The following is a 16,060-nucleotide window of genomic DNA, read 5'->3' on the forward strand; positions in this document are numbered from 1 at the left end:
TTTTCACCTTGGAACTGGTACTTGATTAATTACCGACGCAATTACCGCATCCATTTGTAAACCATCCAGCATTGCTTCTGGTTTCAAAATGAGGCGATGACGCAGCAATGGCGATGCAACTGCTTTTACATCATCTGGCGTGACAAAATCTCTGCCAGCTAACCACGCTAATGCTTGAGATGTCTGCAACCAAGCACCGGCGGCGCGAGGTGATGCACCCAAAGTTAAATCGGGATATTGACGCGATATTCTCACCAAGGCTAACAAATAATCAACGATCGCTTCTGATACTTTAACTTCTTTAACTGCTTGTCGTGCTTGTAAAATGTCGGCTACTGTTGCGATTGGTTTCAAACGGCTAATATCCAAACGTCTTGCTGAAAACCCAGCCTGACGATTGAGTAACATTTGCTTTTCCGCAGCTTGATCTGGGTAATCTACCACTAACTTAAATAAAAATCTATCCAATTGCGCTTCTGGTAAGGGATAAGTCCCCTCAAATTCCAGTGGGTTTTGGGTTGCAATCACCCAAAATAAATCTGGTAAGGGCAAACTTTCACCATCCAGCGTTACCTGCATCTCTTCCATCGCTTCCAGCAATGCTGCTTGTGTCTTGGGAGGAGTACGGTTGATTTCGTCTGCTAACAGTACTTCGGTAAATATTGGCCCTTTTTTCAAAGTGAAATTGCGGCTATTCAAGTCAAAAATATTTGTCCCAGTAATATCTGAAGGTAAAACATCTGGTGTTAGTTGAATTCGGCGAAAATCTCCTTGAATTAACTGCGCTAATACTTTTACCAGGAGAGTTTTACCAGTTCCCGGTACTCCTTCTAAAATTACGTGCCCACCCGCTAGTAGTGCTACTAAAAGTTGTTGTATTAAGCTCGATTGCCCAACAACTACTTGATTAAGACCTTGACCAAGGCGAATTAAGATAGGATGAGTTTCGCTCATTTTTTTGCTTATAAATAATTTACTCAGAAGTACTCAGGCACAGAAATATTATGCACAGTTTCAAAAAAAGAATTACGAATTACGAATTTTCCTAATGCTTCGCCATTTGCCCAACCAGCTTAACAGTTCTCGTTCACTGATGGGTTGTTTGTGGGATTGTAGCTTTAAAACTACATCCAGTTCTGCTGCACTTGTGCCTGTTTTTTCTTTCCAGAAATTGATTAAAGCTTGACGTTCTAAAAGTACTTGTCCTAATCCCAAGGCTTTTTGTAGTTGGAGTTGTTCTTGTTTACCCACCATCTCGACAACAAAGTCGGTGGTATCCGCTTTCTGCAAGACTCCCGCTAAAGCTTGGATATATGCTTCGCTATTATCTGTAACTGGTGTATCTAAAGCCACTGGCTTCCCAAAGCGGCGATTCTGGGCCCAAGTTAGCACCAATAGCAGAATACTTACCTGCACTAATATTGGAAATAAAGGAGTTTTAGCAAAAAAGCTAGATAAATTACCTTCGCTTTCTTTTTTTCTGACATCAGCATCTTTATAGCCGTGGATGTATTCATCAACAAATACTGTGTTACTATTTTCGGTTACTAAACTAGCTAAATACTTGAAATTACTTAAATAATCTTGGTAAGCGTTGGCGGCTAAATAAGGAGTGGTAGAAAAAATTACCTTTCCTTGGTTGTAATTTTTTTCCCAGACAACAGCACCAAAGCGATCGCCTAAATCAACTTGCTTGGAGTTAGCTTTCTGATATCGTCTACGTGTATCAATTTTGATATCACCTTGAGGAGATTTTTGCATAGTGCTAAACTCCGCTTCTGTAACCCGCGCCCCTGCACCCAAAATTACCAAAGTATTGCCTTTTTCTACCCATTCCCGCTCTTGACTATCCAATGCTGTCTCCCTTGGATAAGCGCTTACCTGTAGAAAGGTAACGGGGCTATTTTCTGGCTGAATATCACTAAAAGGTTTTTGCCAACGCTTGATAGAAATTCCTTTCTGTTGCATAAAAGCATACCAAGCACCATATCCATCAGAGGCGCGGTTATAAGTAGAGCCAGTGCTAATTTTTGTATTATTGGGAGCCACTAACAAAGTAAGCAAAACGATCGCAGCTAGTGCGATCGCTCCCATCCAAGCAAGGCGATTTGAACGTTTCATTTTCGACTTTCACAATAATCACTTTGTTTCTGTATCACAAGTGTTAATACTTACTTATTTTTCCGGGAAAGTCAAAAATATCATTACTTTTCTTAAACCTGCATTAAAACACTTGCAGTAATAAAAAATACAAGCTATTTAAATAAAAATACTCTTATTTGGAAGTCGTAAAAAACCCCACCTTTTTTACGGGGTGGGGTTAGTATACTGACTAAGGCTATTTAGCCTCACATAATATCATTCAAATTGCACAAGCGATCGCCCCGATACAACAATAAAACCGACAGAATCAAGCCTAATCTGGGGTTGGCTAATTCCTTGGAGAATGGCTGCATTTAAAGCAGTTTCTATCTTCAATTCTTCAGCTAGGGCATTATCCCAGCTTTGTTGGTTTAGACGCAGGCGTAATTGTTCTACTCTATTGGCTAATTTCTTTTCGGCGACTTTAGCACAACTTTGGCACAAGTCAATAAAATCGGGACGATTTGAAAGTAATTCCGCAGAAGTGTTACGTACTTGATAGCAGAAATTTTGCCATTTACTAGGGTCAACAAAATCGTCAATAATTCCTAAGCGCTCTTTTGCCAGATTGTAATCTCGTCCTTGATTATTGTTTTTATCTTTATATGAACGTTGCAGAATACTTAAGAGAGCTTTGTCTTCAACAACGCGGATTGGCTCATTACGACCATCAACATAGATAGTTTCTATAATTGGCGGAAATAGAGCGTCAACACGTCGTTGCAAGTTTTTGAATTGAGAACTATCGAGTTTGTTATCTAGTAAAACTTGCTTGGCAATTCTTAAATTTGCCTCAACTACATAATTGCATTGAAAACCAAACCACTCTTTCCCTTCTTTCGCATCCCAAGATGAATCAGTGCGCCACATTGCAAAGGCTTCACCTCGGTCATCCCAGTTTATATAGTTCCAGAGTGCTTCGACAAATCCTTCCCCAACTCGAAAGAGTTTAATCCCAGGATTCTGGTTTGCCACCCTGCGATTATAAGTACCAAATTGGTCTAGGTAACTATCAGCAAAACGGTTTTTTAACTCATTTATGGGAACCAATGTCCGCGTTGAGGGTTGATAACGTCGCATCTCTGATGAGTCGGGGTTATTAAGTCCTCGAAATCCCAGCGCCTCACAAATCCAGCCTTCAATTGCTCGTTTCATTTCTAGATGACAAGCATCGTAATTATCGAGGTCTTGAAAATACTCGGTGGCAATTTCATCGTTAGCGTCAATTTCATCTAGAGCATTTTGTTCGCTAATTTTTGCAATTTCGGCTTCAATTTGCTCTTGAATTGGTGAAATCATCTCTAACAATCCAGCAGCACTTGATTGAAACAAAGCTGTTTCTAATTCTGCAAGTTTATCATCTACATAAAACTGTAAACTCGCAATTGATTGCTGGAAAATACCAAATCCATCTTTTAATACTTGATACCAAGCATTGTGAGGACTATCTTCCAAATAGGGGCCAATCAAAACACAAGATTGAACTCCAATTTTGCTGCCAATGCGGTCAAGTCTGCCAAGTCTTTGCTCTAATTGATTAGGCGACCAAGGAAGGTCAAAATGAATTAACCAATCGGCAAATTGGAGGTTAAGCCCTTCTTCTCCTGAGCGATCGCATACTAGAATAAAGCAGTTTGGGTTATTCCTAAACTTATTTAAGCCTTCCTCAACTTTGTCTGGTGATTCTCCAAATTGATGTTTGACGATTGTCTCTGCACCAAAGGTATCAGACAAATACCGGACTATTTCGCCACAACTTTGGGCAAAACTGGTAAATACAATAAATTTGGGCAGAATATCGCCTGTAATTGGTCTTTTGATTCTCTGCTGTATTCTCGTGATGAATTCCTTTTGATTCTTCCGAACGTTTGCGGGAATTTTGAAGTATGTACCTAGCTGATTCAGCAGTACAGTTTTCAAATTTTCCGTCCGTCCTCCGTCTTCTTGGGGTTGACGAATAATTTTAAGGAAGGATTGTAGAATCTCTTCTTCCCCTGAGAATTTGGGGGTTGTAGTTAAGACGCGAATATCATCTTCTTTAAACTCCTGGATGAGTTTAGCATGAGGCTTACCAGTTAAGCGGGCAGTAATTACCTGCTCTAAAATGCCTAACCAAGTACCAGCCGCGAGAAATAACAGCAGAAAAATTCGCTGATATGGCTTTTCAGCAGGAGCAACACTACGCCATTGATTCAGCAGTTCGTGGATATCAGGCGATCGCTCGTCTAAATCGTACTCTTCTTTGGGTGTAAAATTGCGGTCAAATATCACATCTTCTACCGCCGCGCGACGGTTGCGAAGCATTCGGCGGTGTAGTCGATAGATATCGCTGACATGAGTACGAATCCCTTGGACGATTTGGTCTTGCTCTGGAAAATTTGTTTGTAAACAATTTTCTAAATCATCCGCCAGCTTCAGGAAATACTCATCCTCAGCTAAGAGGTTTCGTAGTTGCTGCAAGTTGCTTTTGAGAACAACAGGTTCAGCATCTTCTTTGAAAGAAAGCAGAAGTCTACCAATTTCCTGACGGCTTTCAACTTTGGCACGAAAACCTTCTAAATCACCAATTTTATAGGTTGCTGGGTCGAGCAAGTGCAACATTGCCAAGAAATCTTGCTCATGATTGAGAACAGGAGTGGCAGATAATAAAAGTAAGCGATCGCTTTTATGAGCCAGTTCTTTACAAGTCTGAAAACGCTGGCGCACTGCTGCATCCTTGGAAGTCGCCATTGCTGCGATATGATGAGCTTCATCTAAAATTAAGCAGCCTATCCTCGCTTTCAGGTTGATTTTATGGATATCTTCAACCGCCAGCACCGCTACCCGTTTGCCAAAATGGGAAATGTAAAATTTGTTTTCTAACTCAGTCCGCCATTGTTTGAGTAAATATTGCGGAACTAATACCACCGCACCCCTTTTCGGTTCATCCAAGAGGAATTGACGCAGAATCGCACCCGCTTCGATGGTTTTTCCGAGTCCCACCTCGTCTGCTAGCAAGTAGCGTTGAATTGGGTCTTCCAGTACCCGCCGCACTACTTCAACTTGGTGAGGATAAAGATTAATATTTGCCGAAATCAGTCCTGTCATCCCGCGACTGACAGCGCGTTGCTTAATCAAGGATTTGACGAAAGCCAATCTTTTGTCGTGGAAGTAAGGCGTTTCGTGACCCTTCATCGCTAGAGTTTCGATGGGGTCTGTGTTTGGGAGATTACAACGAACGTAAATGTCTTCTTCAGTAGCGATCGCAGTTTTTTTATCTGGTAAATCAATTTGATACATTTCTGTATCTTCATCCCAAATGAAAACTCTCCCAACTATCCATTTATCCTGAGTTTGGTACTTAATATAGCATCGAGCCTGTGGTTCAAGTCTGACCTCAGAGAGCGAACTTAAAGGTAAAGTTTTTTGAAGACGTTGCCCTATAGAGCAAAAATACTCAACGTTTGCATTGGTATCAGATATTTCCGTAACTTTGCCGATACCCAAAGAGTTATTCTGGGACTGTACCAATAAACCGAGCTTAATCATAGATCCAGTCCCCTGAACACACTAAAAGAACCTTCCAGACTAGTTTTTTCACCTATATCTGGTAGTTTTGTCGATCAACATTATAGATAATAAACTGGCATTACTGTTTTTCGTTTTAGCGATATCTACGATGGGCTACGCCTACGCTCCACCACACCTAACTAGTAAAATCAGCCTAAAGGTTGATTTGCGTTTTAAATGCATCAGGACGGATTAGCATTGTCAGCCGACGCATTGGCATTGCATTGCAGGGTATTAAGTATCTAGGCATAAATAAATTTATTGTTTGTAGTAAGGACTTTAGTCCTGTTGACATCCTCACCGCCGTGAACGCACTCTTAAGAAGGAGTAATGAGTAATAAGTAACAAGTAATGAGTAAATACCCATTTTTCATCCACTCATTACTCATTACTCCTTACTCATTACTTTAAAGCCGTGCTGGATGGTTACTGAGCGTAGCCGAAGTAAACACGGGGTTTTAACCCATTTTTCTGATAATCCTTGCTCTGAGCGATAAATCGCTCACTCCAAACTAAGAGTTTATTTTATATTTAATTATGTCTACCTACTTACCAAATTAATTCGCTACGAATTCAATGAAATACTGTACTTAGGTGATTATGTGGCGCAATAGATTCACGCTTTGCCTTGATAACACCAGGGTACAATTAAGATGATGTAGTTTTATTTAGTATGAAGAAAATCCGAGACAACACAATTAAGTTAAACCAATATTTAAAGTTGATGGGTATAGTGCCAACTGGAGGACAAGCCAAGCTAATGATTCAAGGTGGCGATGTCCAAGTAAACGGTATGCTGGAAACCCGACGAGGGCGGAGGCTAGTACCGGGTGATAAAGTGACAATAGAAGGAAAGACTTTAGAGGTGAATTTGGATAACAATGAAGACCAAAATGTAGTAATAGATTTTCCCGAACAAACCGAGTAAAAATTTTATCCCAAATTGAAAAGTTCCTCTTTTGCCTTGTGAGCGATGCTGCAAATTTCCAACAAAGTTATAATCCCCCAGAGTGATATTGAAATTAGTGCGATTCGTTCGCAAGGAGCAGGAGGCCAGAATGTAAATAAGGTTTCCACAGCGATTCACTTACGCTTCGATATTGTCGCTTCATCATTACCAGATTATTATAAAGAACAGCTTTTAAAGCTGAACGATCGCCGCATCACCCAGGAAGGAGTTGTTGTCATCAAAGCACAGGAACACCGAAGCCAAGAAAACAATCGGGAATCAGCTTTGAAACGACTTCAAGAACTCATTCAAAGTGCAGTTGTCGTGACGATAAAACGCAAACCCACGAAACCTACTCGCAGTTCTCAAAGAAAGCGCCTTGACTACAAAACTAAGCGCGGACAGGTTAAGTCTAACAGAGGACAGGTGACAGAATTTTAGATTTTAGCTAGCTTTAAAAATCTGTTCAGCAGTTAAATTTAACTCTGGGAAAGTAGGCGAGACGATGGGATCGCTACCTCTAAATTGAGTAACTTGGTACTCACCATCGATTAATTGATAAATGGATATAGTAGGCAGTTTAGGATTTCCAATAAACTTTCTAGCGCCTATAGCCGCGTAATCTATAATCCAATATTCAGGAATACCTATAGCTTCATAATCAGCTAATTTTTTGTAGTAATCATCCCGCCAATTACTACTAACAACTTCAATAACTAATGGAATAGATACCGCTTGAGATACAGTCGATTCCTTTTTCCATAAAGGCTCATTCACTAAATTTGGTCGATTGATTATTAATATGTCTGGTGAATAAGCTGATTCACCTTCAAGTGGTTTTACTAATACGGTTTTTGGAATGTAATAAGGTAAATTTAGACGCTTGATATCAGCAGATATTTCTAGTGCCAAAAAACCGACAACATCTTCATGATCACCCGTTGGTTGTGCCATTTCAACAATCACGCCATCATGTAATTCGTATCTGCTGCCCTCGGGCCGCCATGCTGCAAAATCTTCAAAAGTTACTAGTTTACGTAAAGCTTGAATCATAATTTATTGTCCCCCTAAGTAAGTTGCTAGAAATAAACAAAATTATGTTATGAAACGTAAACAGGCTTAAAGTCCTTACCAATGACAAAGGACAAATGACAGCCCTTGCCAGTTAGCTTTAATTGCGCCAACCTACTTACCCCCGATTAGAGATTACGAACTTTCTTAAACCGTTCTTGCGCCGCCTGAAACGCTTCTTGCATTACTAACTGAATTCTCTGGGGATCGGGTTTCTTACCTCCCATTAAATCACCAAAATAAACGCAGGCTGCTTCCCCTAGTGCCCAGGTGTAGGCGGCTGCCCAAGATGCAGCGATCGCACTCCCGAAACCTGGTATAAATTTAATTAATTCCCGTGCAATTGCCTGTGCTAAGAAACCACCTGCGATCGCACTGACAACACCCCCCGCCTGTGATGGTGTAATTGTCTGTCCATATAATTTACCCAATAGTCCCACCATTGATACTTGCAAAGCAGTTAGTACAGGCATTGTGGCAAATGGTAGAGGTACTGCCGCAAGAGTTGCAGACATAATCGCAAATGGCAAAATATAACGGCGTGCTGCATCTCTATAAAGGTTGCCAAGTTGCTTTCCGGTTTCTTCTCGATCTAATAGCTGATAAATCGCCTGTGCTTCTGCTTGCGGGAGTAGTTCTGCTAAAGAATCTCGCAGTGCTTCTAAGCCATAAAATACAGGATTGTAGCCATCTTCTTCTAGCGTAAAGTCGATTAGTACAGAGTGGTCAGTTATCCCGGCGAAGGCTTGCTGCATTGCCGCAAATGCGCGGTTGACTTCTTGATAATCTGGCGGATAGGCAGGATGATCGACAACATCAGCAGGATAAACCTCATGCAAGCAAGTAACTACTAGCAGACAGGGAATATTTGGATACTGCTGGCGTAACTTTTGAGCAATTTGTCGGAGTGTGTCAGTTGCAAAATCATTGATTTTGACCGTCAAAAGGAGGATTCTGGCGGAAGCAGTTTCCTTTTGTAAATCGCCAACTAACTCCTGAATGATTGTTTGGGTATCTTGGTTGACATCACCTAGCCCTACCGTATCAGTAAAAACGAGTAATGGCAGATCATTGGAAGGATAGGCATAGCGCTGCGTGTGTTGCGTGTGCGGACGAAAACCTTGACCAATAATCTCAGCCGAAACTCCTGTCAATCCCCGCACAATTGAACTTTTTCCGGCTTGGGGTTTACCAATTAGTAGTGCTTCTGTGGTTGGCAGTTCGGCTCGAATTTTCTCTAAAATCTCTGCAACTTGAGTTTCACTGACGCTAAACCATCCAACAACCGTTTGTGCCAGTTGTTCTACGGGTAGGAGTTTGGTTAAACGTGTTGTTGCTGTGTTCCAGACACCACCAATGCGGTTTGTCCAAGAATTATCGACCGACTTGGTAGTTGCTCCATCGGTCGGTTCACTCAATTGCTGAGAATCATCTTGCTCAGTCATTCCCATGAAAACGGTAGATAGAATTCAAACTACATCTTGTCTATCTTTATCGTACTGTTAAACTTGGCTCAGTTTAGGTTAATTTACTCATCCTAAAGTTCAGTTTCTTCACCCGATGGTTGCTCTTTAACACGCTCTTTCCAATATCCTGGTTCACGGCTACAGTGCATCACCGCCAAAATCAAAATGTAATCTTCCTCAATGGTGTATAAAATTCCATAGGGAAATTTGCGTGTTAGACATCGACGAATATCTTCGTTAATAACAGCCCAGCGAGTCGGTGACTGGATGATTCGGAAAATTGTATCCTCAACCGTATTTATAAATGCCTGTGCTAATTCAACTCGACGCTCTGCATAAAACTTGACCGCTTCGCCATATTCAGTTAATGCTGTTGGATGAAAAACGTATTTCATTACTCCAAAAGTTGTTTCACCCTAGCTAAGGCTTCCTCTCCAGGAATGGGTATAACTGTACCACTTCGGACTTCATCTCTACGCTTCTTAGCTTCATCTGTCCAAAGCATTTGAAGTGTTTCATCTACATCAAATTCAAGACTTTCAACCAGTTTTTCTGCCAACAATGCTCTTGATGCACTGGGCAAAGCTAAGGCTTCTTTCATGATCTGCTCAACAGATGACATAATTCCTGAAAGCATAGGACTATCCAGAGTCTAGCAGGAAAGTAGTAGACGTGGTAGCTGAAAGCCCCTCAGACGCTTACCTGTATCAGCTTGGCTCAATCAAATCAACGATCGCTTTCACCAATACGTCTGGATCTACTGGTTTAGAAATATGCATTTGAAATCCGGCTGCTAGTGCTTGCTGCTGATTCATTTCGCCTGCATAAGCTGTCAGAGCGATCGCTGGTACGCTTCCTCCTTCTTGCGGCGATCGCGATCGCACTTCCCGCATCAGCATATAACCGTCTGTCTTTGGCATTCCAATATCACTAATTAAAACATCTGGTATCGACTCAGACAGCGCTTTTAATGCTTCCTGTGCTGAGGATACAGCAGTTACTTGTACACCGTAGTCTTGCAAAATGAAGCTCACTAAGTCGCGGATATCTGGTTCATCGTCCACCACTAAAACTTGAGTGTCTGAAAGGAGTGAGGATTCAGGCTGAGAATCTAAAGACTCATTCTCTTCTCGCCGAACTTGTTCACTTCTCACCAAAAGCGGTACTTCAACAGTGAAGGTTGCACCCAATCCTTCTCCAGGACTTTCGGCTTGAACTTTTCCCCCGTGCATTTCTACAACCTTACGCACGATCGCTAATCCTAAACCTAGTCCGCCAAATGTGCGTGTAGTTGTGCCATCAGCTTGGCGAAAGTAATCAAACACGAATGGCAAAAAGTCTGGGTTAATTCCCTTACCTGTATCGCTGACTTGAATTTGAATCTGATTACTAGCTTCCATGAGTCGAATTCCTACTCGTCCTCCGGTTGGTGTAAATTTTACCGCATTAGAAAGCAGGTTCCACACAACTTGCTGGAGCCGATTGGGATCGCCCATAACTTGTCCTAAACTGGCATCAAATATGGTCTGAATTTGAATTGACTTAGCTTCTGCTGCTAGCCGTACTGTTTCTAGTGCTGCTTCAACTACCATTACCAAGTTCACTGGACAGATATTTAAGTTTAATTTTCCTTGGAGAATGCGAGACACATCCAACAAATCTTCGATTAACTGGGTTTGTAACTTGGCGTTGCGTTCAATGGTTTCTAAGGCGCGGTTAGTGGTTTGTTCATCAAACTTGCGACTCCGTAACATTTTCGACCATCCCAGGATAGGGTTGAGTGGGGTTCGCAGTTCATGAGAGAGAACCGCCAGAAACTCATCTTTAATTTGGTTGGCGATCTCTGCTTCTTGGCGTGCTGTTCTTTCGCATTGGAGGAGGCGATCGCATTCGTTTTCGGCCAATTTGCGATCGGTAATATCTAGTACAAAAGCAACACCATGTTCTTGGGAGTCATTCAGCAAGGCTATCCCCAAAACAATTGGTACTCGCTTACCATTGCGGTGGATGTACTCTTTCTCGTAAATTTTTGAAACTCCAGTGGTTTGCACCTCTAAAATGGCGCGATCGTCTAAATACTTGTATTCAATAGGAGTGAGTTCTCGCCAATTAACTTTACCTAAAAGAGTAAACTCCTCATGAGTGTAGCCAGCTAGTTGAAGAAAGGCATCATTGGCATCAATAACGAAGCCATCCACATTCCAAAAAGCAACCCCGATTAGGTTAGACTCAAACAAACGCCGAAATCGAGCTTCACTTTCGCGTAATGATTTTTCTGCCCGTTTGTGTTCGGTAATATCACGAGAAACAGTAATTACACCTTCAATACTTTGGTTTAAATTCCGTAATGGTGTCAGAATATATTCATAATAATGTACCCCATCAGCAGTTACATACTTACACTCATCCTTGATTGGCTGCCCAGTTTTGATCACAGCTTTTAGTTGATTATCTACCTGTTCTACAAGGTCTTTGGGTAAATCCAGTTCTTGCAAAGTTTTTCCGACAATATCCTGGGGTTTAAAACCTAATATAGTAGCTGCATCACGACTAACATACTGATAGCAACCTCTGCGATTAAAGATATAAATGTGATCCACTGAGGCGGTGAGGATGGCATTTAAAATATTTGCCTGTTCTTGGACTTGTGTGGTTAGTTCGCGAGTACTTTCTTCAGCCTGTTTGCACACAGTCGTTTCCATACAAACACCGATCATTCGCACCGCTTTTCCCTGCTGGTCATAGATAAATTTTCCCTTGGCAGAAATCCAATGTACACTTTGGTCTGAGCGAATTATCCGAAATTCATCGTTGTAGTCAGTTTTTTGTGCCAAAGCGTAGCCAATCCGTTGCATTACAGATTGCTTGTCTTCAGGATAAACGCACTTTTGAAACGTTTCATAAGGGCCATCAAAACTAGTTGGAAGTAGACCAAAAAGCAGTTCATAATTTTCAGACCAAATGACTTGATTGGTTAAAATATTCCAATCCCATAAGCCCATCTGAGAAACATCTAGAGCCAGTCTCAGCCGTTCTTCACTATTTTTCAGGATTACTTCTAACTGCTGTCGCTGTGCAATTTCTTGTTGGAGTTGCTCTAAAGTCACTGCCACATCTGTTGTCACATTAAAGCCTGTAGACTTCTCCTGCTCCAGATGGCATTCAATCTCATATTCTAAAACTGAAATATGCGAACTTTGTGCCGATGTTGCCAGTTTTCTTAATTGCTCTTCTAGTGCTACTTGCCTTTGCTGATAAAATATTTCTGCTTGCTCTAACTCAGCTACACGCTGCCGTAAAACCGCTAATTCATCAGTAAGTTTAGAATTAATTTTATCAACATTTGGCATTTGAATAAACCGCTAACAACTAAAAAGAACACCGACTTGAAGAGTAGGCATACCCTAGTTTTAGCAGTATGAATTTTAAAGCTAAAAAATGCAATCCATCCAAAGGCACATAAGAGTTTTAGCCAAAAGATATCCTCTGGTATTTAAGAGCCATGTCTAAAGATAAGACAAATCAATTATCTCTTCAATCGCATGAAAGCCACACCACTGAATAATCCCACAATCTGCCCCCAGAAGACAACACCCGATTGATTTACGCCAATGGGGGGAATATTTAAACTGCCGATACCATAAAATAACTGTTGCACAAACCACCAAAATATATAGACAAAGGCGGGAAGTTCGATAGGAATATACACAATAATTAACGGCAAAATAGTATCAATTTTAGCTTTAGGAAACTTCATAATGTATGCCCCTAAAATAGCTGCGATCGCGCCATTGCCCCCAATTAATGGTACTGTCAAACTCGGTGCAGCTAGAATTTGTACGACCCCTGTTAAGATGCCAGCCGCCAGATAAAATCCGAGATAGCGTCTGTGTCCCAAGATACTTTCTACAGTTTTACCAAAAACCCACAGAAATAGTAGATTTCCCAATATCTGGCTAAAACTACCGTGCAGAAATATTCCAAAAAGTAGTGAAAATACCCGCCAAATTACAATTATCCAAGCAGCAGAGTTGTTGAAGAAGAATACATTTGTAATCGCCCCACTAATCTGGGCTGGAATCACACCCCAACTATTGACAAAAGGGCCCAAAGTATCACTAAGTTCTAGTTGAATTTCCCATAAAAATACGGCAATATTAATGCCAATTAGCCAATAATTAATAATCGGCTTATTCCAACAACGAATATTATCACTAATAGGAATCATATAAATTTGTCATTGGTCATTAGTCATTGGTCACTTGTACTGAGCGTATCGCTACAAAAGCTCCGCTAACGCATAGCCTCTCGTAGAGAAGTATTAGTCATTAGTTATTAGTTATTCTCCCCCTGCCTCCCTTCCCTCCCCTCCCTCCCCCTATCCTCCTTAACGTGTGGCAAGATTGAAATCAGATCGCATCGCACTTAAGTAGGCAAACGAGATGCTAGGAAACACACTTGTTGGAAGATACCAAATTATTAGTAACTTGGGGGGAGGGGGTTTTGGTGAAACCTTTGTTGCTTATGATACTCAATTACCCGGTTCACCTCAATGTGTGGTCAAGAAACTCAAACCCCAAGCAAATGATCCGGTAACTTTAGAGACGGCTAGGCGTTTATTTGATACAGAAGCACAAGTTCTGTATAAATTAGGAACTCACGATCGCATTCCCCAACTTTTAGCTTATTTTGAGGAAAATGCCGAATTTTATCTCGTACAGGAATTGATCGAAGGTCATGACCTGAGTCAAGAATTAATACCAGGTAAAACCCTTAGTCAAGAGCAAGTAATTTCGCTTTTACAAGAACTTTTGACAATTCTAGAAGTTGTCCATCAACAGAATGTAATTCACCGTGATGTCAATCCTCGAAATATCCTCAGACGACACCCAGATGGCAAATTAATCTTAATTGATTTTGGTGCGGTTAAACAAATTACTACCCAAGTAATTACTCCCGAAGGTTCAACTAAAGGTACTGTTGCCATAGGTACGCCTGGATATATTCCTGGAGAACAAGCTCATGGTACGCCAAAATTAAGCAGTGATATTTATGCTACGGGAATCATTGCTATTCAAGCTCTCACTGGATTATTACCAGAGGAAATAGTAAAAGATGCTGAGACTAATGAAATTATCTGGCGCGATAAAGCCACAGTAACGCCAGAATTTGCTCAATTCTTAGATAAAATGGTGTGCTACGACTTTCGACAGCGCTATCCTTCGGCTACAGTAGCATTAAAAGCACTGAAAGAGTTAACACTACCCCCGGTCGAAACAATAGCGTTAACTCCTATTTCTCTACCCAAAAATATAACCAAACCACAACCGAAAAAAGGGATTTTAGGTAAAGTTTTACTAACAATATTTTTAGTGGGAATAAGTGGAGTTGCATCAATATTTATTTTTAATCACATTAATTCAAATAACGCTATAGAATTATCCAAACAAGGAAATACACTTTTTGATTTGCAACGCTATCAAGACGCATTAGAAGTATATGAAAAAGCCGTTAATATTAGACCAGATTATCCTCAAGGATGGAATGGCCAAGGCAAAACGCTGTATAAATTAAAAAAATCGAAAGAAGCATTAGCTGCGTATGATAGAGCAATCCAAATTAAGCCAGATTATTTTGAAGCTTGGAGTGGACGCGGTTTTGTCTTGGCAAGTTTACAGCGATATCAAGAAGCGATCGCATCTTTTGACAAAGCCTTACAATTAAATAATGAAAGCTCGGAAGTCTGGAATGCTAAGGGTGAAGCTTTTAGTAACTTAAAGCAATATGACCAAGCAATTAAAGCCTATGAAAAAGCGATTGAATTAAAATCAGATAATTATGAAGCTTGGTACAAGAAAGGATTAGCTTTACAGAATTCTAACCGATATGAAGAAGCGATCGCAGCATATCAAAAAGTCGTTGATTTAAAACCAGACTATGAACAAGCTTGGTATAATCTGGGGAACGGACTAGTTAATTTGCAACGCTACCAAGATGCGTTCAACGCTTATGACAAAGCTGTACAATATAAGTCAAATTATTATCAAGCCTGGTTTTCAAGAGGTAATACCCTACTCAACTTACGACGTTATCCAGAAGCAATTGAATCTTTTAATCAAGTAATTAAATATAATCCTAGTAACTATCAAGCATGGTATAACTTGGGCTGGTCGCTACATCAAAATCAGCGCTATGAAGAAGCAATCAAAGCTTACAATAAAGCTGCGACACTTAAGCCAAGAGACTATCAGCTTTGGTACAATCTGGGAAATTCACAATACATTTTGCAAAAATACGAAGATGCGATCGCATCTTATAATAAAGCAGTTCGTTATAAACCAGACCATTCTGAAAGCTGGTATAGCAGAGGCAATGCTCTACTAAATTTGAAAAGGTTTCAAGATGCGATCGCGTCTTACGATCAAGCAATAAAATACAAGCCTAATTACCAACAAGCTATAGACGGTCGCAATCAAGCCCAGATTCAACTGCAATCCGAGAAACCTAAGCCGATAATTGTGCCAGTTATTCCAGTTCCTAATCCTATTAATCCACCGCAGACAACGCCCTAATACACTCAGGACTTACACAAAGTAATGAAAAAACGAACCGCATAGACGCGGAGCGGCTACTCTTCGAGAACGCCAAGGGCGAACCCGCAGGGTAGGACGCATACTCCTACGGAGAAGCAAGCTACGCGCAGTGTCTCGTCAGAGAAGGACACAAAGGAATAAGAGTTTGAGAGAGTTATTGCGTAAGTCCTAACACTAAACAATTCGTAATTAATAATTACGAATTGTTAATAACACTTCTTCTAGCCAATAATTGGAATTTTAGTTGATTTTAAAGAATATTTTGAGATCGTAATTTATAATTCGTGGCA

12 protein-coding genes are annotated in these 16,060 nt (G+C 40.8%); 3 read left to right on the forward strand and 9 right to left on the reverse strand.

Annotation, left to right across the window (positions count from 1 at the left end; translation table 11 throughout):
• Positions 1–3 precede the first annotated feature (3 nt).
• From GJB62_RS07480 to dpdE, 3 genes are all read right to left on the reverse strand, one after another.
• Positions 4–954, reverse strand: coding sequence for a MoxR family ATPase (locus GJB62_RS07480; RefSeq protein WP_114082403.1), 951 nt, complete (start codon positions 952–954; stop codon positions 4–6).
• Between the two features lie 72 nt (positions 955–1,026).
• Entirely contained in the window at positions 1,027–2,121 is a 1,095-nt protein-coding gene (locus GJB62_RS07485; protein ID WP_114082402.1) for a DUF4350 domain-containing protein, read from the reverse strand.
• A gap of 237 nt (positions 2,122–2,358) precedes the next feature.
• Complete coding sequence (gene dpdE, locus GJB62_RS07490) at positions 2,359–5,670, reverse strand: protein DpdE (protein WP_114082401.1); 3,312 nt, start codon at positions 5,668–5,670, stop codon at positions 2,359–2,361.
• 694 nt (positions 5,671–6,364) lie between these two features.
• Here dpdE and GJB62_RS07495 point away from each other — a divergent pair.
• Positions 6,365–6,619 carry an RNA-binding S4 domain-containing protein gene (locus GJB62_RS07495; RefSeq protein WP_012412565.1) on the forward strand — a complete coding sequence of 85 codons (255 nt, stop codon included), beginning with the start codon at positions 6,365–6,367 and terminating at the stop codon, positions 6,617–6,619.
• A gap of 45 nt (positions 6,620–6,664) precedes the next feature.
• Entirely contained in the window at positions 6,665–7,081 is a 417-nt protein-coding gene (arfB, locus tag GJB62_RS07500) for an alternative ribosome rescue aminoacyl-tRNA hydrolase ArfB (protein ID WP_114082400.1), read from the forward strand.
• A 3-nt stretch (positions 7,082–7,084) separates the two neighbouring features.
• Here arfB and GJB62_RS07505 read toward each other — a convergent pair whose 3' ends face one another.
• The 6 genes from GJB62_RS07505 to GJB62_RS07530 form a co-directional block, all read right to left on the reverse strand.
• Entirely contained in the window at positions 7,085–7,693 is a 609-nt protein-coding gene (locus GJB62_RS07505; RefSeq protein WP_114082399.1) for a Uma2 family endonuclease, read from the reverse strand.
• Positions 7,694–7,839: 146 nt separating this feature from the next.
• On the reverse strand, positions 7,840–9,156 hold the full coding sequence (locus GJB62_RS07510; RefSeq protein WP_114082450.1) for a 50S ribosome-binding GTPase: 1,317 nt from the start codon (positions 9,154–9,156) through the stop codon (positions 7,840–7,842).
• Positions 9,157–9,248: 92 nt separating this feature from the next.
• A complete protein-coding gene (locus GJB62_RS07515) occupies positions 9,249–9,572 on the reverse strand; it encodes a type II toxin-antitoxin system RelE/ParE family toxin (protein ID WP_114082398.1) in 324 nt (107 codons plus the stop codon).
• Positions 9,572–9,799, reverse strand: a complete 228-nt coding sequence (locus tag GJB62_RS07520; protein WP_114082397.1) for an addiction module protein — start codon at positions 9,797–9,799, stop codon at positions 9,572–9,574. The genes GJB62_RS07515 and GJB62_RS07520 overlap by 1 nt, the downstream gene beginning before the upstream one ends.
• 85 nt (positions 9,800–9,884) lie before the next feature.
• On the reverse strand, positions 9,885–12,527 hold the full coding sequence (locus GJB62_RS07525; RefSeq protein ID WP_114082396.1) for a PAS domain S-box protein: 2,643 nt from the start codon (positions 12,525–12,527) through the stop codon (positions 9,885–9,887).
• A 176-nt stretch (positions 12,528–12,703) separates the two neighbouring features.
• Positions 12,704–13,405, reverse strand: coding sequence for a rhomboid family intramembrane serine protease (locus GJB62_RS07530; protein WP_114082395.1), 702 nt, complete (start codon positions 13,403–13,405; stop codon positions 12,704–12,706).
• A gap of 214 nt (positions 13,406–13,619) precedes the next feature.
• On the opposite strand from GJB62_RS07530, the gene GJB62_RS07535 reads away from it, so the two are divergent.
• Complete coding sequence (locus tag GJB62_RS07535) at positions 13,620–15,749, forward strand: tetratricopeptide repeat protein (RefSeq protein WP_114082394.1); 2,130 nt, start codon at positions 13,620–13,622, stop codon at positions 15,747–15,749.
• Positions 15,750–16,060: the final 311 nt, after the last annotated feature.

It is taken from the genome of Nostoc sp. ATCC 53789, from assembly GCF_009873495.1.
Classification (GTDB): Bacteria; Cyanobacteriota; Cyanobacteriia; order Cyanobacteriales; family Nostocaceae; genus Nostoc; species Nostoc muscorum_A.